General features: G+C 55.6%; 15 protein-coding genes. 6 read left to right on the top strand and 9 right to left on the bottom strand.

Annotated elements, in window-relative coordinates; translation table 11 throughout:
* Positions 1–162 precede the first annotated feature (162 nt).
* The 3 genes from BBOMB_RS00340 to BBOMB_RS00350 form a co-directional block, all read right to left on the bottom strand.
* The gene (locus BBOMB_RS00340; RefSeq protein WP_044087702.1) at positions 163–4,077 is read right to left on the bottom strand and encodes an AAA domain-containing protein; all 3,915 of its coding nucleotides are present in this window, start codon (positions 4,075–4,077) and stop codon (positions 163–165) included.
* A gap of 159 nt (positions 4,078–4,236) precedes the next feature.
* Positions 4,237–8,100, bottom strand: a complete 3,864-nt coding sequence (locus tag BBOMB_RS00345) for an LPXTG cell wall anchor domain-containing protein (RefSeq protein ID WP_052377307.1) — start codon at positions 8,098–8,100, stop codon at positions 4,237–4,239.
* A gap of 346 nt (positions 8,101–8,446) precedes the next feature.
* Positions 8,447–9,259, bottom strand: a complete 813-nt coding sequence (locus BBOMB_RS00350) for a hypothetical protein (protein ID WP_044093256.1) — start codon at positions 9,257–9,259, stop codon at positions 8,447–8,449.
* Positions 9,260–9,722: 463 nt separating this feature from the next.
* Between BBOMB_RS00350 and BBOMB_RS00355 the strand changes: the two genes are divergently transcribed.
* Positions 9,723–10,439, top strand: a complete 717-nt coding sequence (locus tag BBOMB_RS00355) for an ATP-binding cassette domain-containing protein (protein ID WP_202961850.1) — start codon at positions 9,723–9,725, stop codon at positions 10,437–10,439.
* A 7-nt stretch (positions 10,440–10,446) separates the two neighbouring features.
* On the top strand, positions 10,447–11,931 hold the full coding sequence (locus BBOMB_RS00360) for a lantibiotic immunity ABC transporter MutE/EpiE family permease subunit (protein WP_152570173.1): 1,485 nt from the start codon (positions 10,447–10,449) through the stop codon (positions 11,929–11,931).
* Between the two features lie 546 nt (positions 11,932–12,477).
* Here the strand turns inward: BBOMB_RS00360 and BBOMB_RS00365 are convergent.
* Positions 12,478–12,780, bottom strand: coding sequence for a hypothetical protein (locus BBOMB_RS00365; protein WP_044087914.1), 303 nt, complete (start codon positions 12,778–12,780; stop codon positions 12,478–12,480).
* 83 nt (positions 12,781–12,863) lie between these two features.
* Here BBOMB_RS00365 and BBOMB_RS07420 point away from each other — a divergent pair, with 83 nt between their 5' ends.
* Complete coding sequence (locus tag BBOMB_RS07420; protein WP_052377308.1) at positions 12,864–13,253, top strand: MerR family transcriptional regulator; 390 nt, start codon at positions 12,864–12,866, stop codon at positions 13,251–13,253.
* Between the two features lie 596 nt (positions 13,254–13,849).
* On the opposite strand, the gene BBOMB_RS00375 is transcribed toward BBOMB_RS07420, so the two are convergent.
* Complete coding sequence (locus BBOMB_RS00375; protein ID WP_044093257.1) at positions 13,850–16,084, bottom strand: YhgE/Pip domain-containing protein; 2,235 nt, start codon at positions 16,082–16,084, stop codon at positions 13,850–13,852.
* Positions 16,081–16,407: a hypothetical protein gene (locus BBOMB_RS08225; protein ID WP_238549836.1), complete on the bottom strand. Its 327-nt coding sequence runs from the start codon at positions 16,405–16,407 to the stop codon at positions 16,081–16,083. Before BBOMB_RS08225 ends, BBOMB_RS00375 begins: the two co-directional genes overlap by 4 nt.
* A 22-nt stretch (positions 16,408–16,429) precedes the next feature.
* Here BBOMB_RS08225 and BBOMB_RS08230 point away from each other — a divergent pair, with 22 nt between their 5' ends.
* Complete coding sequence (locus tag BBOMB_RS08230) at positions 16,430–16,741, top strand: hypothetical protein (RefSeq protein ID WP_238549837.1); 312 nt, start codon at positions 16,430–16,432, stop codon at positions 16,739–16,741.
* A gap of 72 nt (positions 16,742–16,813) precedes the next feature.
* On the opposite strand, the gene BBOMB_RS08235 is transcribed toward BBOMB_RS08230, so the two are convergent.
* Positions 16,814–18,115, bottom strand: a complete 1,302-nt coding sequence (locus BBOMB_RS08235; RefSeq protein WP_052377310.1) for a YhgE/Pip family protein — start codon at positions 18,113–18,115, stop codon at positions 16,814–16,816.
* A 152-nt stretch (positions 18,116–18,267) separates the two neighbouring features.
* Positions 18,268–18,828 carry a YhgE/Pip domain-containing protein gene (locus tag BBOMB_RS08240; RefSeq protein WP_052377311.1) on the bottom strand — a complete coding sequence of 187 codons (561 nt, stop codon included), beginning with the start codon at positions 18,826–18,828 and terminating at the stop codon, positions 18,268–18,270.
* Positions 18,829–20,509: 1,681 nt separating this feature from the next.
* Between BBOMB_RS08240 and BBOMB_RS00390 the strand changes: the two genes are divergently transcribed.
* Entirely contained in the window at positions 20,510–21,352 is an 843-nt protein-coding gene (locus BBOMB_RS00390; protein WP_044087910.1) for a tyrosine-type recombinase/integrase, read from the top strand.
* Between the two features lie 351 nt (positions 21,353–21,703).
* On the opposite strand, the gene BBOMB_RS00400 is transcribed toward BBOMB_RS00390, so the two are convergent.
* Entirely contained in the window at positions 21,704–22,216 is a 513-nt protein-coding gene (locus tag BBOMB_RS00400; protein ID WP_044087908.1) for a hypothetical protein, read from the bottom strand.
* Between the two features lie 334 nt (positions 22,217–22,550).
* Between BBOMB_RS00400 and BBOMB_RS00405 the strand changes: the two genes are divergently transcribed.
* The gene (locus tag BBOMB_RS00405; protein ID WP_044087907.1) at positions 22,551–22,781 is read left to right on the top strand and encodes a hypothetical protein; all 231 of its coding nucleotides are present in this window, start codon (positions 22,551–22,553) and stop codon (positions 22,779–22,781) included.
* The last annotated feature ends 485 nt before the right edge of the window (positions 22,782–23,266 follow it).

The raw sequence follows: 23,266 nt of genomic DNA on the forward strand, positions 1-23,266 counted from the left end.
GCCTGATAGAAACATGATTATCAGGCGAACGGCTTGTTACCGGCTTCTTTCGGTGTATAAGCTCCATCCGGATTTGAAGCCGAAACCACGGTTTTCATGCGCTTATGTCTTCCCCACCCGTTGTCAGAAATTGCGCAGTGGCCGGTATCGCATGACAGAGAGTCATGTCGAGACTGGTGGCTCCTGGGGTTTTAGACCATCAGCGACCATTGCGCTATATTTGCCGCGGTTCCAATCGGATAGGTTTCCTATGACGTATAATCTGCGCCTGGCACGAGAAACCGCTACATTAAGCAGGTTCGGGCTGTTGTTGACCCAGACTCGAGAACCTTTCCCTTCTTTTCCTGGCTGACTTCCCAGCACCAAGAAGACGACATCGGCTTCACGACCTTGGGAAGTGTGAACCGTCCCCGCGTGGTTTCTCGCCAATTCTTCCGCGGCCGCCGTATCGTAATGTCCGCATTCTTTGAGCACTGTGGCAAAAACAGTTCGTACCGCGTTCGCGACGGCCCTGAACGGGGTGATGACAAGTATTTTTTCAGGCGATATTCCACCTTCGATGAGGTCCTTCAACTTGTCATAGAGTTCATCCTGTTCTTTTTGCCTCGACTGTTTTGAACAGGATTCACCCGATTGCCCTGGCACATCGTACCAGCACGAGCGCGGCAACTCAGTGTCTTTTTTCTTGCCGGCCATGTATCTGCAGGGTATATGTGAGGGGCCCACCCGCACCATGCGTTTGGAATAAGCCATATCGTTGGTAATTGAGAACATGGGTTCGTCACAACGTCGGTGCACCACCAACGGCATGCCGATCCATGCTGCATTTGAACCAGCATGCATTCCATATGGTGTCTGATAATCGACCATTTCCTGCATGTTTCCCGATTCCAGACCTATCTCGATATCGTGAGTATAGGCCAGCAGTTCCCGCATCTGAGCAGGAAGCGTATCGATTGGCTTTAATTGCATGGGATCGCCCACGGCAACCGCATGACGCGCTCGCTGTAATAGGCCTGCTGCGGATTGCGTGGTGGCTTGGCCGGCTTCGTCGATGATTGCCCAGCCTAACGATTCCTTCTGCATCCCGGAGAACATGTTATGTATGGATGCGAATGAGGAGGATACGACTGGAACTACCAAAAAGAATGACTGCCAAGCCGTCAGCTGCTCTTTCGTCGTAAACTGGTTCGATTCGAGCATTCTGCAGGCCAGAGTGAGATTATCATGAAATTGTTTCGCTGATCCAATTACGAGCTGCTTATGTAAGGCAAGAGCCTGGATGAAAACCTCGGTACGTGCCTCGTTCCATTCCTCGTCAATCCAGTTGACCCGATCGTCGGTAAGAGTCGAAACGTGCTTCGGCCGAGTGTTGTATTCATGAATTCTTTTTTGGCATTGCACCAGGCTATTCTCTAATGATTGCCTATGTAACTTAAGGGAAGCAATCTTTGAATCATGTGCCGCGAAATTCTCTTTCATTCGTTCCAAGGTGACTTGGGTTTGATCGGCATATGCTCGACTGGCGTTTTTAGCGGCAACTGCATGTTCCAGAGCCTGGGCCGAACTGTATTCGCTTTGCCTTTGTTGGTTGGAATGGATGAAGGCGGCGAACCAGTGATAGGACCAGTAATGTTGTTGCTCACGGTACATGGCGTGTGCTTCCATGCAAGCACGTCTGTTCCGCTCGGCTTGTTCGAATGCCTCGTACGCTTCCTTCTCTGCTGTGTAAAGGCGTCGCTTCAACGTGTTGCGGACCTGACGGGCTTGACTGAGTTGAGTTTCCGTGACTTTCAGATTATCCCTCAGTTGTTTTTCTTGTTGAAGTAGATTTGAAGGATAATGATCGGTCATGAATTTCTGCTCGATTGTTTCGCGTATCCGTTGTTCATGAATTAAGGCATTTTGAAAACGTTGTCTTGCTTCATTCCATTTGCTCTTGGCTGTAGAGCGTTCAGTATGTGACAGGTTCAATCGTTTTTGGATGAAATTGGATTCAAATGGTTTCACGAATTTGTGTATATTCTTTTTGTTGCCCAAACGAGCGGCCAATAGAGACCATTGTGAAGATGGTCTGGCTGAATCGGTGCAGCCGCGGTCGCCGTTTTTTATGTTTCCCCCGGTAGAACCGTCGAATCGCGCTATAGCGTCCGCACTCTGCCGGAATGCGAAATCTTTTCCATTTTGGTCGAATTGCATATCGATTTTTGTCTGCCACTCGTTTGCAATGGCATCGATGCTGGGCAGCTCCTCGCTGATGTTTTCGACGGACTTATTGTTGTTGGAGGCAACGACGATTTCATAACCAACCACCCGTTGGTCAAGCGTCCAATATGGTAAGGTCTTCTCACTTTTGCTTCCATTCGTACGCTTGCTTGATTTGAATATGTCTTGAGGTTCATCAAATCGAACTAGTTGGCATGCACGTGCTACAACGATCTGAGCTATGATGTCCCTCAGTATCGTTGTTTTTCCTGTTCCTGGAGGACCGTTAACGCCTAAAAGATATCCATCGCCTTCGTTGTCGACGGCTGTCGTGATTTGATCGATGGCAAGTTGCTGGCCTACGGATTGGAATTGGTTTGATTGACTTGGCCAACGACCCGTTGGGATACGATTAGGCTGAGTACATGCGTCGAGATTGACACCGTTAAGATTCTGGGAAACGTCGATGCGATACGGGTGATTTCGCGACAAATATTGTCTCAGTGGTATCGAAAGCAAATCTGAGCCGTTGTCGGATCGTTTGATCTTTCGTTCCTGCAGCGCGAGCAACTCCTCCAAATCTGATAAATAAAATGAATCGATCATGTCGTCACCGCTGCTGCCGTCGTTTTCCGACAGTGAACAGCAGTCTACATAATCTTTTATGACGGGTGAGCCATCCGCGGCCGTATATAGTGGTGAACGTCGTACGGCATCGTCGCTCAAACCGATGTTTTGAGCGATTGTATCGATGATGTATCGAAGGGTGCCACGATCGACATGCCGTGAAAGGGCGTTGCTCTTTGAATCATCGGTAAGTGAAGCATATGCCTCCTTCGCGTTTTTCTCGTTATCATAGAGGCTTTCTATATGTGGCCAACCACTTGGGCAGCTTGGCCACCCTTTATGTCCAAAGAGACAGGAAACCGCTTTGGCATATTGAGAAATCGTTACGGATGTAACCGGCCCCAGGTGACCATCATCACGAACAGTGAAGCTCATCAACGAAGCAATGTTCCTTTGCATGGTCGGTCGCCTGGCGTTCTTTTCAGTCAGCTCTTGCAGTCGCTCATCCTGTTCTGTCCTTTCGGCATTGTTTGGTCGACGTACTAAGCCGGCCGCCTTCAATAGAGCGTTGAAGATGACTTGTTCGGATAGCCCTACCCGAATACGGAAGAAATCATGTCTAAGCCAACTTGCGTAAGTGCTATGGTAATCCATGTCCTTCGATCCAAGTGGGAATCTGAGTTTTTCGAAATGTTTTTTTGAAGAATGATTCGATCCAGAGGTCTTGAAATATAAGGCCCAAACGGCCCCAGGTATTCGTGCGGTTTTGGCTATGTCTTTCATGGCATTGACCAGGAAGGTAACTAGGTCGTCGGATATGAGTGATCCTGTCGGTAATGTTTCTGTACCTTGAGTCAGTTGATACCATTCATTTTGTTTCTTCTCAAGGATTTCTTGGATGGGTGAGGGATCGGTGTCGGTATATGTGCCAGTCTGTGAATTAATCCAAGCCGTGGTTGCTTGGGTAAAGGAGAAGGGACATAAGAGCCGGGCCCGCATGTCGGTGACGATTTGATAGCCATGATCTTGCCTTGCTTCATTGCATTTCTGATTGAATGAGGATTTGTTATTTTGGACTAAACCAATGGTCAGAGTGGCTTGCATCATATCCCACGGCAACCCCTCTTCATGAGGAGATTGATAGTCTTCATGAGAGTTGTCACCGTCATTCTGCCTTAGATTTAGCGGTCTCAGCTGATCCCAATGTCGGGGTGAAAATAATTCGATAGCGCACCAATAACTTAGGACATTGAGTGCATGCTGATCTTCGGCGGAATCCATGTTTTTAAGCATGCCGACGAGCATAGACAAGGAATTCGGAATCCCTTGATGGATTCATTTATCGGCGTTTGATTCGGCATTCGCATCAAAGATGTTATTTGTGCATCTCCATTTGAATCAAGCCGTGGCGACGAATCCGAGCGCATTTTCGCCACGGCCTCCGTTCATGTATAGACATGTAGACTACATGGGTTTGTGTTTGACCCCGAGTGTGATTCCCGTTCCTGCGGCTAGGGCGATGAGCACTCCCAGGACGATCGGCAGTATGCTGCTGCCGGTGAGGGCGAGTGTGGCGGTTTTGCCGTTCCAGTCGTCGGTGTTGGATTGCACCGGGGTGTCACGGCACAGGCCCGCCGCCAGGCCGGTCTCGGCCGGTTTGCCATCGAACGGGTTCGATGGGCTGATCGGGCAGGACGTCTGCGGGATGCCGGTGGCCTTGACCCGGTCGGTGTGGTGGCCGCTCACCCCGGTCAGGGTGCCGTGGATGTCCACGGATTGTCCCGGTTTGAGGGTGAACGAATCCCAGCCGTCGGGGTAGCGCCAGTCGATCACGGTCCCGTCGCCGGCGATCGTCTCGTCGTGCAGGTGAATGTCCCTGCCGGTGAACACGGGGCCGGTCCCGGTGTCGGGATCGGTTCCCGACTCGTTGCTGATGCGCACGGTGATGTCCGTATCGCCGTGGATGTCCAGCGCGTCCTGGGGGCTGTTGCGGTCGCCTGCGGGCAGGCCGGAGGCCGTGTCGAACTTGACCACGTGCAGGCGTGGGGTCATGTCCGGCGTGCGGGTCCATACCGTGTTCGACGCAAGGTTCTTGTCGTTGTAATGCTCGTTGAACGTGTTCTCCTGCCTGTCGATGGTCCTCAGACGCTTGCATTGGATGTACGCGCGCCAGCCGGCCTCACGCTCGCCGGACGTGGATATCAGCGTCCGGTAGGCGGCCGTGGCCTGGATCGTGACCATGCCCGAGGGGTCCTGGCCGGCGGTGAACAGGACGCCTAGGGCCGGCTGGTTGAACCCGCTGCCCGCGATCCGGGTGCCTTTGGCGGCGATTCTGGCGCCGTCCTTGTACAGGTCGCGGGTCGCGTACACGGCCCACTGGCCCGTGTACTGGTCGGTTTGTGGGTTCAGCCGGTCCTGGATGTCCCACCGGTCCACCTGCGTGTAGGCGCGCTCGGCGGGCAGGATCGAACTGTCGAGCTGGTAGAGGAACAGGGAGTCCTTGTACACGCTCTTGCCGTTCGCGCTGGGCCCGCCCACGGTGACGGTCACGTCCTTGGAGGGGTTGATGGGCTTGAGCGTGTTGGAGACGGTGTTGGTGTCCTTGTGTACGTCGTTGCTGATCTGTGTGGCGGTGTTCCTCACCACGCTCCCGTCCGCTTTGGCGACCGTGTAGGGCACGGTCAGCTCGTAGGTGCGGCCCAGCAGCGACTGGTCGATCGCGGGTTGGGTCAGCGGGTCGTGCCCGTCGGCCTGCGCGTATGCTTTCAGGTCGGACGGCTGCGGGTCGCCCTTGAGTATCCGGCCGGTGGCGGGCACGATGGTGTCCACGGTCTTGGCGAACGCGTAGAGAACCCCGTCCCTGACCTGGATGTTGAACGCCTTGGTGTAATCCAGTCCGTCCGAACCGATGACCTCGATCGCGGTGGGGTCCACGTTCAGGTGTTCCTCGTCGTAGTCGTCCACCACGCCCAGGCGCCACACCTGGTACGCGGTGTTCGCCTGGCTCGCGTCGATGCTGATCCGGTAGACGCCCGTGTCGCCTTGCAGGAGGGTCTTGCCGTCGATGGAGATGGTAGGGTCCTTGGAACTGACGTCATGTTTGGACGGGTTGATCGAGGGCGGGACGTTGAACACCTGGTTGGATGGGGTCAGGCTGTTGTTCAGTTTCAGCATCCACTGGTTGCCCACCTTGTGGTCGGCTGGGGCGGACCGGTCCACGGTGCCCTCGAAACGCAGCTGCAGGCGCGGCCTGGCGGCGGCCCGCCATTGGCCGATCAGCTGCGGGTCGCTCACGGTCAGGGTGAACATGTGCGCCGTGTCGTCCCACATGGTCGTGTACCTGGTTTTGGGTATGACCCGCCCGCTGTTGAGGTCCATCATCTCCAGGGTCTGCTTGTCGGGCTTGAGGTACTGGTCGTAGCGGTCGGTGAACGCGAGCGTGCGGATCTGGTAGCCCAGGTTCGCGGGCAGGGCCGGCTGGGTGTCCAGCTGGTATTCGACCTTCTGCCCGGGGTAGACGGTCTTGCCGTCCACACTGGACTGGTCGCCGCCCTGGGAGGCTTCGCCGATCACGTCCTTGTTCACCGGGGGGATGTACCCGCAGATGGCCGGCTCGTTCGTGGCCACGGACTGCCGGTTGACGCTCTGGGCTCCCTTGTTCGTGAACGCGGGGGCGTTCGGGGCGTCCGATGGCGTGCAGAACTCCAGTTCCTCGCCGGGCTTCCTGCCGTGGTCGCTGCGGGCCTGGGCGGCGCCCTTGCCGTTCGCGAAGTTCACCGTGAACGGCACCAGGAGCGTGACCTGCAACGGCGAATCCATATCCTTTAAGTGTTCCAGGTACTCGGGTTTCGCGCTGACGGTCACGCTCGTGGCGTGCATGCTGATGGTGAACCGGTCGGTCACGTCCCGGCCTTTGCGCGTGATGCCCTCCACGCTGGAGGCCCGGTAGCGTCCATCGGCCCCGGGCTGCGCCAAGGCCTCGTACACGCGGATCGTGTCCCTGCCGTCCTGATCGACCAGGTAGTCGGCCGCGCTCCAGTCATCGCTCAACGTGAACGACCCGGGAGCCTCGATCAGATGCTGTTCGACCGTGCCGTTGACCACGCCCGCGACCTTGTCGCCATCCAGGAACACATGCCCGTCCGCGCCGGTCATATCGGTCCTGGCCGGGTCCACCACCGCATCCCAGCCTTTCGTGTCGGGATTGTACAGTATCCAGGACTTGTCCGGGTTGGGCGCCCAGGTCGGGAAGCGTTTGTCGCCCGTGTTCTGGGTGGATTCCTTCACGCTGCCTTTCCAATGGACCCGCCCGTGGTCGGCGATCCGGCTGGTCTTGGGATTCGAGGGCGTTATGTTCAACGTGTATTCGAACGTGTGGTCCGTGGGCAGGTCACCGCCCTTCCACACGGCCGTGACGGTGTCGTGGTCGGGTTTGGAACCGTCGGGCGTGCTGAACGTGAACCTATCGGAAATGTCCTTGTTCTCGCTGGTGTCCCTGACCTGTTGCGAGGAGACGGTGTACTCCTGTCCATCGGGGTCCAGGATGTCACTGATCTCCAGGCTCTTGCCCCCCAGGCCCGTGCCCGTGGAAACAGTCTGCGCGTGGCCCATCGAGTCCGCATTCGTGCCCTCCGGCACGCTCTTGACCGGAGGCTCGGGTGCGCGTTCGGCCGGTTTGGGCTCGTACTGATCCAACATGATCACCACGATCGACGCATGATCAGTCGAATACTGATCAACAATTTTGTCTACCGAATTACTTCTATCATCGCTGAAGAAATCCCCAGTGGTGTATGAGCTTCCTTTGTTGCTCCAGGTCCCTAATTTAGGTCCGGCGAGCCATGTGTTGATGTAGTCGGCTTTGGGTGACCATTCCTCGCCGCTCCAGAGCTTGCCGTTGGTCTTGGCTTTCACGCCCACGCCGACCACGCGGCATTGGGCGCCGCCCGCCTGGTCCGGATGATTTGCGTTGAACCGGCCCACGCAGTTCGCGTTGGCTTCGTCCAGTGCCTGCTGGGCCTTGCCCTGGCCTGATTGCATGGTCACGCCCATCTGGGCGAACGCGGCCTGGATGCTCGACATGTTGTAGCCGCCGAACGCCCCGTTGTTGTCGTCCTTGTACGTCCAGTAGGCGCCCACTGCGTCGTTGCCGTTGCCGTGACCGTCCGCGTTGCCGCCGCCGCCGCTGAATGGCGTAACCGTGGCGGCCAGGGCGACCCCGCCCGAGGCGAGCATCGCCAGGGCCGCAGCGGAGGCCAGCCCTGTTTTCAGCCAGCCGGCCTTGTGCCGGTTTTCATGCCCTGTGGCATGGTTCCCGATTGGTTTCATATAGTGCTCCTCAACTATCATTGAGGGAGGCGGGCTTGCGCCCGTCTCCAAGTGGGGCCGGCGCCATCACATACATCTTGGCGGATCAGTGATGGCGTTGGCCTTTTTCTTTTTTGATGGTCCTTGCGAACCATCACTATCTACTATGTACCCGTTTTTCGATTTTTTGGGCGGACAACGCACAAAAATTTTTTTTCGGGCATGGAAAAGGCCCCGACGGACAACCCGCCGGAGCCTGGAAAAACCATGATTCACATCAAATCAGCCGATACCACACGCCTCACCAGCATGACACACAACACGGCCTGTACTAGTGTGTGCGACCCAGTTTGGGTCGTATCCCGGGCTACTGCCTTGCGGCTGTTGCGCTGCGGGTGGGTTGTAGTTCTGTCGTGCGGGCGGGGTGTAGCCGCCTGCGGGTGCCCGCCAGCCACCCGCATACCCTGGCGCCGCCTGCTGCTGGGCCTGCGCCGCCTGTTGCGCGGCGGCCTGCTGCTGCGCCTCGGCTTGTGCCTGGGCTTGTGCGGCGGCCTGCTGGTCGGCTTCGCTCTTGGCCTGCACGCTGGCGTTCACCGCATCCGCAGCGTTCTTCGCCGCTCTTCGCGTCCTTCCCGTCGAGTGCCTTCTTCAACTGGGTGCGGGTGTTCTCGTCGGCGACCTTGCCCTCTGACGAGTCATACACGCTCTGCGCGTCGGCCAGTGTCTTGTCGTCGCGTGAGGCCAACACCTTCTTCACATCCGTCTTCACGGTCTTGATCTGTTTCGTATACCAGGCTTCGGCCTGGCCCAGTCTTCCGCTCGTCTCGAGCACGCTGTCACGCTTGCCCGTGGGGCAGGAGGGCATGGCCGGCTCCTTGCGTTTCAGATCGTCGGTCAGAGCGGTCACGCCCTTGGCGTCCTTGACCTGTTCGCCGGTCACGCCCTTGGCTTCCTTGACTTGCTTTCCGGCCAGGAGGCTCTCGTAGTCCTTGCGGGCTTTGAGGGCCGTGACACGCGCCTGGGTGCACTGACGGCCGGCCTGCGTGTCCTCGTGATGCTGCCACAGCAGCCAGCCTGCCGCGCACAACCCCACCACCAGTGCTATCGCCACGACGGCGGCAACCGGTTTGAATGCGTTTCGACGTTCGTCACTGGGTTCTGGAATCTTTTCCACGCTCATCCTGATAATCCCTTCTTCGAGCGTTCGGATGATTGTACCAATATTAGCAAATATGCATAAAGTGCCGATATGCAAATCCGCTGTTCCTGAGAGCGTACGCATGTCTCTGATTGCAGCAGTGCGTATATATGGTTCCTGTTCTGGCGATTGTCTCCAGTGCAGCTGGAGTGTCCGTGTGCCACCGATCGGCTGTGTGGTTGTTGCGTTGAATATGTGGACATGGAATCGTTCGTATAGGAAAACCGGCGGATGTGCGCCAAGAATGCACATTGCCCGATGTGGATGCGAGAGAATTCGGTTTACCGGGAATTCATGGAACGTTGCAAACTGCGCTTGGCGAAATTCGTCGCGTGTTCGTTCACGATTCCGTGAATCGTTCTTTTGACCGATGGCTTCATTGAATCGCGCGATTTATGCTGAAATTGTTGCTTTGTTTTGTATGAAGTATCGGTGAGGAGGAACTGTGATCTCTGAAGCGGGTTTTGTGGCACAGCTGGAGGGTGTGGATTATGCCTACCGCGACAAGCCGGTTTTGAAAGGCTTGTCATTGCATGTGAGTGTGGGAAAGGTGTATGGGCTGCTCGGGCGCAATGGCGCCGGTAAATCCACCACTATGAAACTGTTGGTTGGTCAGATCATTCCCAGTACGGGGTCGGTGAGGCTGTTCGGTCGGAGTTTCGAACGTGGGCTGTTGGCACGCGTCGGCGCTTCCATAGACGGGCCGGCTTTGTATGGCCGTCTTTCCGCCAGGGACAACCTTCGCATCCACGCGGATCTGATTGGTGTGGAGAAAGACCGTGTCGATCAGATGCTACAAGTGGTGGGACTTGACAATACCGGCAAGGCGCCGTCCTCACGGTTTTCCACTGGTATGAAGGCCAGACTCGCTCTGGCGATAGCATTGCTGGGTGACCCAGACCTGTTGATTTTGGACGAACCGCAGAACGGGCTTGATCCAGAAGGCATCCGTAGCTTGCGAGGTTTGTTGCGAGAATTCGTAGCCCGAGGCAAATCCGTGCTCATCAGTTCCCATGCCTTGGGTGAGATCGAGCATATAGCGGACGATATCGGCGTGCTTCAAGGCGGCTCCCTATGCTACGAAGGGCCCTTGGAACGTCTCGCGCCTGACGGCGACTTGGAACGGGCGTATTTCCGTCTCAGTGGCGAATCAGGGAGGTGAGCGCCAGGTGAAGGGGGTATTCAGGGCGGAACTGTTACGTTGGCGCCGAAGCAATGGATTGATATTGCTTGTGCTTGCGGCACTGTTTTCCATGCTTTCGGCCGTTATTGCGATGCTTGGAGGAGGTGTGCGCTGGGATTCGTACCTGGCAAGCGTTGTATTATGGGCGACGGGCGCGGCCCAACCCGCTGCAGCGTTGCTCATGGCGCTGGTGAACCAACGCGATGAAAAAGCCCGTTGGGGTGGTGCTCAGTGGCGGCAGACGGGCGCAAAGGTGTTGCTCCTGACGCGCTTCTGCGTCGTCGTGGTCGCGATACTGCTCATGAACGTCTGCGTCGTCCTCCCGCCTCTGATAGCAGGAAGCCTTGCGATAGGTGGGGATGTACCACTAGGCAAGTTCGCGGCGTTGGCCTTGGTGCTGACCATCGGGGCATGCACGCTATTGCCGATTTACGACTTGATTTCGCGCCGTTTGGGTCTGATCGTGCCTATCATAATCGCCGGTCTCTGGATGATTGTCGGTGTGCTATGTGCCGAAAAGACGGATTGGAAAATCATTCCCCCCGCATGGCCGATCCGGGCGTTGCTGCCGTTGCTCGGCACCCACGCCAATGGCACCGGCCTGGCAGATACCGATCCGCTACGTTTCGAAAACCCCATGCCCGCTACTCTGCTTACACTCGCGGTAAACCTGCTGATTGTCATCCTTGTCTTGGGTGGTGTGAGGCTTGCGGGGAAGTTGTCTCAAATTATGGCTGCGAGCCGCGCAGTTGCGCCTGCGGTCACGTCTTCTACGGAAAGCTTCCGTGCCCTGCCGACGGATCGGCCGAAGCGGGTTGAAACAAGACCGTGGCGTGCGCAGTTCCTGTCCTTCAAGCGTACGCCGGTGTTCTGGGTTCCATTCGTCGGTTTGTTTTTGCAATGTTCGGTGTGGTTCACGTGGAGAGGCTTTTCGAATTATACGGTAGCGTTCTTCCAACTGATCGTCATCCCTTTGGAGGCGGCGTTGCTGGGGGTCCTGGGCTGGAGCTGCCATGCCGGAGCGTTGCGCATCACGGCCACCCATGTTCAGGGTGTCGTCGTCCTGACCGTCATGCGAATGCTTGCGTTGTGGATGGTGGACGTGTTCGCGCTGCTGGCGGGGACGGTGTTTCTCGCGCTCGCCCATGTCGATGGTGCGGTGATGCTTCGTACGGTGCTCGTAGGTGCGTCTTTGGCGTGGATGCTGACCACTTTAGGGTATTGGCTTGCGGCGCGATGGGGAGAGGGGGTCGCGTATGCGGTTCAGGGTGCTGGTTTCGTGCTTGGTCTGATCACCGGATCCGGTGCATTCGGAACGATGCTGTGGCCGGTGTCGCCTTGGGCCTGGGCGTATGAGCCAACGACGATCGGCTGGGGTCCCACGATCGCCGTCACGGTTGTCTGTGCTTGTACGGGAGGGGTGATTTTGTGTCTGGCGATTGCTGCCAGCCACCGCCATATGCTTGCTTGACAGCAGAGCCGAACGGTGTAAGGCGGATACCTTCCGTGGTGTGATTGGACCCGGACTTATACCGAGGTTTGTGATTCATGGTTTCAGCCGCCGCGGGAGAGCATCGGTCTGCATGATGCGGAGCCTATTTGCAACGGTTGTGTTGATGGGTGAGTCTTCTTGAAGGTGGTTAGCATTGTCCTGAGCTGGAAGATATCCGTTCGCGTGGTTGGTTGTCGATGACTGTCCCAGTGGGCATGGTTTCGTTGTTGATGACAAGGGCTTGAGAATCCTGGTATGAATCGAGGACGTCTACTGATGGCTCTCTGGGTATCCAAGCTGTGTGTGATGAAGGCCTTTTGAATCCAAGCTCACGACAATGTCGGTGAACGGTGTCGCTGCCGTCTGGTGCGATTGCGCTGAACGTTGAGAGCCGCTGGGCCAGTCTGGTTCGCCGACCGTTTTGTGACCTTCGCTCTGTAGACGGGGACGATCTATTCGTACTCATGGTACGGATGAAGACCAAAGCCGAACAGCGGGAATTGCATATTCGGGAATCCGCGGTTCTTATGCATGGCTGCGAGACAGGTGCCAAAACGTCAGCAGTCCTATGGAGATTACGACCCTGACTATAACGTGCGAGAGATGAACCTGGCCGTACATCAGCAGTCCGTTCATGACGGCCGCAGCCACCAAACCCAGCAGGCCTACAGGCAGAAGCCAACTCCAACGAATCGAAGCCGCCAGGCAGACCGCGAAAAGCACGTTCACGGCAATCGCCCACCAGGGCAGCGTTTTGTATGAGACGGCTGCTGCCGCTCCCATCACCAGTGCGTATATGAGGCTTATGATGTTCAAAGTGAGTTTCATGATGCTCCTTTTCGGGTTTTCAGTATCATTAGAGCATGTGGGGTGCACCCCATAGCAAATCGGAACGCGGGAGTGGAGGCATCATGGGGAATTCTGACATGCGGATAGGCGAGTTCGTCCTCGCACACCGGACCACGAAGGATACCGTGCGGTTCTACGTGCAGGAGGGGCTGATGCACCCGCGTAGGCTTGGACGTAACTTCTGCTATGTGCAGAAGGACGGCGAGGATTTCGAGCAGATCAAATCCTTGCAGGATATGGGGTTCTCCATATCGGCCATCAAGGAGATCTATGACAGGCATGAGCGCCAGTGCGGCACGGCGGAGCAATGGAAGGCAAATCTTGCGCTGGTGCGCAGGGAGATTGCGGCGATAGAGGAGCAGGAGGCGGTCCTGAGAAGAAGAAAGCTGCTTTTGGGCAATCTGCAGGAACAGCTACAGGAATTGCTGGGAGCAGGTGAAGAGGGCGTGTGAATCGGAAGGGAAAGTGCTCGAATCGATCGGGAGAGCGGAGCCGCATCGGGGTGGTCCTGACGTCCGCTTCGCTGTGGAGGAGGCGTTGCGAATGCGCTGGGTGGTGGTGATGAGGCTCGCGGGAGCCATATGTTTAGTCATCTTAGGTGGGCGTTTCCATTTGGACGTTCGAGGACCGGGGATATAGGACGGGAAGCTGACATCGGAGGTGGTGTCGTTTTGATGTGGATTTCGGGATAAGGAAAGCGGAACCCTCCGAAGTGGAATCCTTTACATGCAGGGCTTTCCAGCACGTCCTTGAGGTCGTCGCTGATGATTGTGTTCGAAAGCCTCACATCATCAGTGTCCCTGCCTACCACCATGTACGTGACCTTCTGGAGCGGCCCACGACCGAACCTGTCGCCGTATCGGGAACCTTTCTCATATGTAAGCTAGCCGACTTATCGGTAAGTGCTCCTCAATTGACGGCACGAGAATGGTCATCAGTGGGAATGGTCTTCCCATTGCGGCGATACCAATTCTCGTGCCGAGCGAATCCTGTCATGTTTTCAGACCTTGTTCGTTTCGTCTCATGGCGATAGCGGCTCGGTTCCAACTCAGCCCATGAGCTTGGTGGAAGCTACCTTCGCCATGGTTCCTTGGTTGAACTTGGCAAGGGGTCGGCGAAGGAAGAGTCCCAGTAAAATCATGGGGACGATGAAGACGAGAAGCAAGCCGATTTCCTTCCAGAAGTCGTTCATGTAGATTCCGGCTATGGCGGCGCGCATGGCCTGGACGGAGTGGGTGGCTGGCAGATACGGGTTGACCATCGAGACGAATCTTGGCAGTACCTGCAAGGGGTACGCCCCTCCGGAGCCGGAAATCTGCATGACCAGGAAAATCACGCCTATGGCTTTGCCTATGTTGCCGAAAGTAGTCACCAAAGTGTAGATGAAGAAGGAGTACACCAAGGCGCTCAACCAGCCGGCTATCATGAAGAGCCAGGAGTGGACGGCGTGGACGTGCAGGAAAAGCAGGCTGCCGCCGCAGGAGAACGTCGCCTGAAGGAGCGCCATCAAGGCGAAGATGCCATAGTGACCGAAGTAGAGCTGGTACGGTTTGGGATTACCCAAGGCGGCTCGGGTCTTTCGGGAGACCGTGGTCTTCAGAGTCACGGCCAGGAGTAGGGAGCCCACCCACAGGGGGATGAAGGTGTAGAAAGGCGTCAATGCCGCTCCAAAGGTCTGCACGGGGAACACTGCGGTGCGCTTGAGCTTCACCGGCGCCGCAAGCGTGGTGGCCAGAACCTGGGGGTCGTGACCCCCCAATACCTCACGCACCTTGTCCATGTCCCCTGAGTTGAGGGCCTGTGTGAGCTTGTTGGAGAAATCGTTCAAACGGCCGCTCGTGGTATTGAGCTTGCCTGACATATCGGCCAATATTCGCTGTAGCTTGCCCACGTCGCCCTTCGTCTTGCCTGTGGTGGAGGCAAGCTTGTTGAAGGTTGAGTCCAACTCGCCGGAGTTCTGGTCAAGAACGGCTGCGGTCTGGCCCAACGCCCCTGCCACATCGTCCAGTTGCGGCTTGAGCTTGCTGTCGAAGTTGGTTTTCACGGAGGCAATGCTCTCTTGGGCCTGTTTTGCCAGGTCCTTGACTTCCTGTCGCTGTTTGAGAGCATCGTCGTTCTTGGAGGCGAGATTCTGCGCGGTGGAGTTCAAGGCATTACTCAAAGCAGTGAGCTGGGAAATGACTTTGTCTATTTCCTGCAAGAGGATCTTCTTGGTGTCCTTGCCATTGGCCGCAGCGTGGCCCGCAGCGGTGAGCGACACCTGGTTGCCGTTGCCTGAGGCTGAGTCGGGCAATGCCGCTATGCTGTCGCGAATTTGCTGGTACCTGTCCTTCTGTTGGTCGACAAGGGTTGCCTGGTGGCGGATGCCAGTTGCCACATCCTGCATGCTGCGGTCCGCCAAATCAAGCGTGGAATCGATGTTCCGTCCCACTGCAATATATGAGGATCCGGACTGTGCCAGCGCTCCCGAAAGTGTGATCGTGGTGTCTTCCAAGCGGCCGGTGATGTCGTTGACGCCGCTCCTTGTCGCCTTTGCGTTGGTGAACGATTGGTCCGCATTTGAAACCAAGCCTTGCGCCAGCTGGTTGGAGGGTGTCATCAGCGATTCGGCACTGGTTCCCATGGCGCCGAAGGAGTTCAGAAGCTGTGCCGCCTGGCCCAACTCCGTGGAGAGGGAATTGATGTTGCCGGAGAAGTTGGACAGCTGATCTTTGGCCTGGGGTTTGCTTAACTGGTCGGTGAGCTGGGACGCGATGGATAGCGCCGTGCCGGTGATGGTCTTGGCGAACATCTCGTTGATTTGCGCGGACACCTGGTCGGCTCCTTGACCTGTGACCTTGGGTGCCAGAGCGTTTGTTTTCTCGTTCGTATAGTAGGTGAGTCCGGCATGCCGCACGTTGGCGGAGAAGAAGGTCATCATGTCGCGGCTGAAGTCCTCGGGAATGATGACCGAGGCATAGTATTTGCCTGACTTGGTACCGTCAATGGCATCTTCCTGGGAAGTGAACGTCCAATCAAGCTGGCTGTTGGCGCGCAGCTCATTGACCACCGTGTCGCCCACAGTGATTTTGACGGGCATCAAATCCGACTTGTACCCCTTGTCGACGTTGGCGACGGCGAACTTGAGATTCTTCGTGTTGGAGAATGGATCCCATGAGGCTGCCACGTTGAACCAAGTGAACAGGCCGGGAATGACGACGAGGCCGATCACGATGATGATTGAGACCACGTTCGAAGTCAGACGGCGAACGTCGCCGGTGAAGAGCTTCCATATCGATTTCATGCCTGTTCACCTTCTCGCGGATGCGGATTGTGGATATCGGGTTGTCCCGTGGGTTCGTCTGGTTCCGTTGGAGGAGTCGTCGGCGGATTGGCTGTCGGAGGAGCCATGCGAATAGTGATGGCGTCTTCGCCGTCCGCGGCGTTCGTCGTGCTGGCTTTCGTCGCTTCGTGGCGTTCGGAGACTGATGGAGCTTTCTGTGCTCGCGTTTCGTGTTTGTAGAAGCGCCTGTGCCGTGGCTTGTCATATTCCAAGACTATGCCGCGAATCGTCTCCTCGCTCAGGGCACCGAGCCTGACCTCTCGCAGCATGCTGTCACGCATCATTTCGATAGCCATCAGGAAGGCGATGATGACAAGCACCCAAATGACCCAAGCCGACAGCGCCACCACCATGCTGCTGGTAGTGAGCGAGAAGGTGACCGCAAGGATGGCTGGCACTATGATGCCGATGATGAGCGCTCCGCGCTTAAGTCTGGGATACAGGTTGGCGAAGCGGGAGGTGCGGGCCACGATGGCTTTGCCGGTATTCATCCTTGTCAGCCAAGGCTGCCAGAGCCTGGGAGAGCGTGAATTCGTGGCTGATCTGCCTGACGGGTTCACCTACGATCATGTCACTGGCGGCGATTTCATGGGCGAAGAGACGGTTCAGGTTGTTTAGACGCGGGCGTCCAAGCAATCCCAGGATGAAGAAAAGCACGGCGAAGACAAAGAGCTTGCCGATATCCTTGGCTCAGTCATTGCGGTAGAAGCCGCCGATGGTCTCCCGCAAGGCGTTGATGGAGTAGGTGAAGGGGAAGAAGGGGTAAAGGTTGCGGAAGAAGGAAGGCATCATTTCGATGGGGTAGAGGCCAGAGCTTCCAGGAATCTGCAGGATGACCAATACGACGCACAGTGCCTTGCCGACATGCATGAAGGTGGTGGACAGCGCATACATGATCGATAGGTAGATCAGGGAAGTAATCACGGCGGTGAGTATGAAGAGCGGAGCCGAAGCGGTCTGCACGCCGATCAGCAGTGCTCCCACGGTGGTGATCAAGCCCTGTATGGCCGCCAGAGGTGCCAGCAGAAGCCAACGGCCCCAGTAGCGCTCACCAGGTGTGGGGTTGTCGATGCCTTCGTCATCGACTTCCAGCTTGACGATTACCATCAGCATGAACGCGCCTACCCACAGAGACAGGTTGATGAAGAGCGGGGCCGTTCCTGAGCCGTAGGTAGCGACCGGATAGACCACTTTTGTGTCGAGTACGGTGGGTGAGAGCATGAAATCGGCTACTTTGGAGACATCGAGTTTGCCGTTCTTGCCGAAATATTGAGAAAGGACGTTTGAGGAGCCCACTGCGCTGACGTCGGTGATAAGGCTATCGAGCCTACCTTCCAAGCCGGCCAGATAGGCATCGGTGGAGGAGAAGGATTGGCGTGTGGCAGCCGCTGTTTGGTCCAGCTGGTCCAGAGTGGTTTTGGCCTGCTGAACCATTTTCCCCTGATTATCGAGCCCTTGGCTCAAGGCGTTGGACGAGCTTGACAGAGTCTGCAGGCCTTGGTTGAGCTTAGGTAGTGACCCTGAGATGACGTCTTTGCGTGCCGCGCCTGAGCGTGCCAGTGAACCTTGCGTTGCGTCGTTGAGTTGGTTGGCCCAAGAAGCCGATGTATTGACGGACTCGCCGATGTCAGAGTTCAGTTTCTGGAGGTCGGAGATCGATTGTTTGAGGTCCCCGTTGCGTTGCTTCAAGTCGGCGGCGATATCGCCGGAACCGGGCAGCTGTGATTCTCTGATGTCATCGATGAGTTGATCGTTTTGACTGTTGATTTCCTGTGCTTCGCCAATCAGTGAGTCCACGCCGGCGTTCGCTACGGTTAGCTTGCCCGTCACCTTTGAAAGAGACAGGTTGGCTTGCCCGCTGGCTTGCGAGAGCAGACCGGATGCCTGATCGAGATCTCCGGAGGATGAGAGAAGGAAATCGTTGAGGCCGGCCTGTGTCTGGTTCAGATTGCTGCTGGCGTTGCTTAACCCCTGGGACGCCTCCTGCTGCATGTGGTGTGCATTGTCCAGCTTCTGACGAATTTTTTGTGTTTTAGAGGGAATGCGGTCGAGCTGACCATCGACGTCGCCGATGGTCGATCGTGCCTTCCTAGATTCGTCTTGACCTTTACTAGGTCCGAAATGGTTTTTCCGGTGACTTTCTGCTAATTTTGTCCAAGTCGTTCACCGGTCGAGTTCACCTTCGAGGAGACGACCTTGGAGACGGTGGAAACGAAGGTGTTGTTGACCTGCTTGTCCACCGTGGAGGCGCCGGTGTCGGTGACTTTGCTGGCGAGGGCATTCGCTTTCTCGTTGACGTAGTATTCCAATTGCGGGCGTGCCGATCCGTCGGTGATGACGCCGGTCAGCTGCTTGCTGAAGTCTTTGGGATGATGATCGCGGCGTAGCTTTCGCCGGATTTCACTTGGTCCATGCTTCGTCCTAGTCCAGGACCGCCAGCCGAGTTGGGAATTGCCTTTGAGCTGGGACACGATCTGATTGCCCAGATTCGCCTTGCCCATGATCTCGTTGTCGGCACCGCGGTCTTGATTGACCACCGCCACACGGATGTTGAGCGTATTCCCGTATGGGTCCCAGAAGCCGAGCACGTTGAACCAGGAGTATAGCGGTGGGATGAATACGAGCCCAAAAAGAATCACCCATGCTGCCGGTACTCTTAGTAAACGTAAGATATCGCGCTTGACGATCGCGAATGCGTTCCTCATTCTTCCTCTTTTGCTATCCTCTGGTATCTCATGCGTCAGGCTCAGTAGTCTTGATCTGTCTCTCTTGTACTACCTGTAAGTCACCTTCAGTGCAAAGGCTGCGGATAGCTCCTAAAGCAAGCTGGTCTGGCTGGCTGAGTGCACAAGGACACGAGCATACTAAAAAGTCCTCCCAACCGTGACTGGGTGGACAGCCGAGATGGCTTCCAATTGCTGCGATGCCTTGGTGGAAAAGCCATTTCTGCGTCGTTCACCATCGCTATGAGCGTAGATGGGAGCTGATAGCACTGGCGAAGAGGCACCTGCGATGCGCTTAAAACAAGGGTTCTCCGGAATCCTGCGAGCTTGCTGCGCAGAAGTCGCTTATCGAGGTCGCTGTGCTTTGTTGCCGAGATATCGCAGTTGCGGGAACCTGTTTCGGCTAACCGACCGCGGGGAATATTCGGATTGGTCGAAATCGGGATTGCTCAGTCGTTCGCGAACATCGGGTCCGTGGCGTCGCCCATGGAAAAGTGGACTGAATTTGAAGACTAAAATATTTATGGTTGTGCCGTGAAAGGCATGAGGTTCCCCAGCTGTTCGAGGAGGACCGCCCGTCTGTCTGTTGTCGCGCTTTATGAAAATGGAGGGTGCTTGGCTCACTGAGAGAACCGAGAGGTACTTCAAGTCCGTCTTCGTGGGTTGGCGTCATCGCATATTGCATGGTACATGCTGATTTCTTGAGCGGATATATCGTCGCATATGGCAGGGGACTTCGAACGTCACCGGAAGACGGATATATGCATGTGGGTGATTGTGTGAAGTTTTCGGTACGCTATTCATGACGGCTGAACCGGCATACTTTCCGCGAATGCCGAGTTCCTGGTCAATAGAGATGTCACAAGAGGAGTGTGCTTCCTCAAGTGTGAGGCCTGATGGATAGTATGGGTGAGGTTTGAATGAATGCGAGTGCGAATCTATAAAGGCATTCGTATGTTTAATGAGGAGTGCGAGCTATATAGCCGATTGCAGGTGAGGTAGAAAGATACGTCCCGAAGGTATGGATGCCAGTCGTAGCGGTGATGCCGGGATGTTAGAGGGCATGTGCGCGGACGCGGACGTGTTTTCGCTTTTACGGATGTGGTCAATGAGATTCGATGTCACTACAAGATGTCCAATAAAACTGTTGATAGTGTCATCGCTTTCTTCGTCATAGCGTTCATCGTCGCATATGTCGTATCGATCGTCACCGGTTCCCGGTTCCGCGGTTAGTTCGCTTATCACGTGGCTCGGATGTTGATAATCGTGGTCATGCTGATCGAGCATCACTGGAATAATCGGAACCAGTCGCGTCACTGGATGACAGTGTGGATGCGAGCCTTTGATTTGCTTGACCTTATGGTGCTAATGGAGGAATCCGACGGTTCAAGGATGTTCCGGTTATTCGCGTACACCGTTATCGAAGTTGATGCATGGATCGCGGATGATCCGTATCAATACGCTTTATGCTTCCTGATTCAGGAGTGCCCCCGTCGGACTCGAACCGACAACCCACGACTTAAAGGACGGCCCGTAGCGCTGTTACTACTTTTATTTATGCGGTACTCAATTTTTTGCTGAATCACGATTATGCCCTTAATGGATTCATACTAGGTTTCAGACACGCTGAATGTGCCGCAACAACCGAAAAGGAGGGGAAATTTTGGAATTTGTATCACGACGGCAACCGCGTACAGCATGGATCGCTTGGCTGGATAGTTGGGTTGCCGACGTGAGAGTGCAAGGTCTTACGATCAACACGATAGAAGCGTGGTGGTATGAGGTTAGTCATTTCGCGATCTTTAGTCGTAAAGATCATGACGGTATTCTTGGTATTGATGTTGTTGCTTATCTTGGCCGCGGAGTAAGTAATGCCGGTATGAGGGTTGGCCGTAACGCGCTGGCGTCGTTCTCTCGTTGGGCTGTGCGCACCAAACGTCTATCGCACGATTTTATGACCGATGTGCCGCGTATAAAGCGCGACAAACATAAGCAGTTGCCAGCTCCTCCTATCGCTAGGGATTTGGGGTTGTCAAGCACTGATTGGCGCGTCCGTCTTATGGTCATGCTTGCGGCGGACGCCGGATTACGCCGCCGTGAGATATGTCAAGTCCGGACGAATGACGTCATTGAAGATGCGATGGGTCCGAGCCTGGTGGTGCACGGGAAAGGAGAGAAGGATCGGATCGTACCGTTAACCGATCTGCTGGCTACTGAGATCAGGAGTCGCCCCAAGGGGTGGCTGTTCCCAGGGGAGCATGGTCATCTCTGCCCGGATACGGTGTACAGGCTCGTCAAGCAGGTTACGGGTTGGTCGCCACACTTATTCCGCAGGCGGTTTGCTACTGATTTGTGGCACGCGACATGTGATGTTGCCGAGGTGCAAGCACTGCTAGGCCACGAGTCCCTGGCAACCACACAGCAATATATTTTTTCGTGTACAGAAGATAATCGGAAAGCTATGAAATCACTGGACCGATATCGGTATCACGCATATGAGGGGTGACCTGGCGGGTCTGGAACGGATGTTCTCACGCATTATAGATCGTTATGAATATGAAAAGACGGGAACACAGGGCTTTGCTCTTGCGTCTAGGCAGATTGCTCACATACCGGACCCATACCTCGACCCGTCCGCACTACAGATTCCAGAGAACCCGGAGTTTGAGCTTTATTAGTGGTTTAAGCAGATCGGTAGTCTGGTACCCTGCCTCTCGTTATCGGCCGCAACAAACACATCCTCCGGTCCCGTTGCCGATGTCTGAGGCAGAAGAGATCGGAGGATGTTATGGGTATGTAGTTGGGTACGAGCCGGCATCGAAATGTCTCCGTCGTAACCACAAGACTGACGTGGCTCTTATTGTTGATTGTCTGTTCTCTTTAGAAAGGCGATCAAGTTCTCTCGCGTGTTTTCACGTTTTGCGATTCCATCGATGAGGTCAAGAATCTCGTCATCGTTCCTCCATGACCATCCCGACGTGCCATCGATTTCGTAATCGTGCCAGTAGGAGATGGGGTTACGGCTCCGCACTGCAAACGGCTGATCCTTGCCTATCCACTTATCGTAAACGGGCGACCCGGGGCCCAGCGGGGTGCAGACGAAATAGGAACGCTCCGGATACTGTTCGGATGGCCTAATATCGGAAATTTCGGCGACGCATATCACCTTGGATTCAAAAGTGAACGCGATATACCGCTCATCCTTCGCGCGTTCTCCTATCCGCCATATGCCGCGGTTGTGCTGAACGAATTCCGCACGATCTTCCGGAATGGCGGAGTTGTAGCTAAACGGCACGCCAACCCAGTCAATTTGCTGTCCATCGATGATGAAATCGGATTTCTTCTGCGGTACCACTTTAATAAAGATCATTAGTGCTCCTTTGTTTTAAAATTTGTATTCTTTTGAATACACGTTAATACTAACGCATGTTTTGTGCTAACGCAAATTAATACTAACGCAAGTTATATGATAACGCAAGTATCATCCTGAAGAAATATTAACGCCGAACAATTCCGTGCTGAGGCGAAGTGGTGGAAGTGGCACTGTGGGCGGGTTATCGTTAACGAAGGATTCATGGATTGTGACTGATGCCGATCCAGATGCACGAGGAGGAAAGATGACTGAATCTATTACGAACGATGACGTGTGACGCTGGAACCAGCAGGAATCGGAGCGTTACACCGGAGCCGAGGCGCAGCGGCAGATGGATGCCTTGCTCATGGAGGCCGCAGGCACCGACACTGCGCAGGAGGCCGACGATGTGCTTCTTGGCCGGCTGTGTGTGGAGCAGCGGCGCGAGGAAACCATAAAGATACAAGTCAGGATTCCCAAGTCCTGGCAGTATGAGCTCGACCAGGCGGCGGCCTCCGTGCACGTCAGTCAATCGGCGTATCTGCGCGAGCTGATCAGACCCAAGGCAATACAGACGGTCTGAACCTAGAGTCGCCCATGGGCGTGCACATCACCATCGAGGTGGAGTGCACACCCTTTTCGTGCTTGGTGAAAGTATGGCCAAGACTCATTCCGGACGCAACAGTTTGGTTAATGGGTTCTCTTTTCCATGAACGTATGTACTCATTCATCTTTCCTTGGATCCGCATTATCGCCGATATTTCACAGCACTTGACTGGGCGGGGGATGCTGATCAAATTCCCAGTTCGAAATCTGATGCTTGGGGTGGCACGTACGGCAATAAAAAAGGAACCCGACGAAGCGGGTTCCTCAACTGTGCCCCCACGGGGATTCGAACCCCGGATACGCTGAGTATGGGTCGGCTTCTCTAACCGGCTGAGCTATTCAGGTGTTGTTCGTGCTCGCTGATGTCCGGCACGGTGCCTCCGGGCTGTCTGTCGATGCTCGATATCGCGATTCTGTGTACGGCATACCGGCGATACGCTCGCCGGCAATACGCGCATCGCC

It is taken from the genome of Bifidobacterium bombi DSM 19703, from assembly GCF_000737845.1.
Taxonomy (GTDB): Bacteria; Actinomycetota; Actinomycetes; order Actinomycetales; family Bifidobacteriaceae; genus Bifidobacterium; species Bifidobacterium bombi.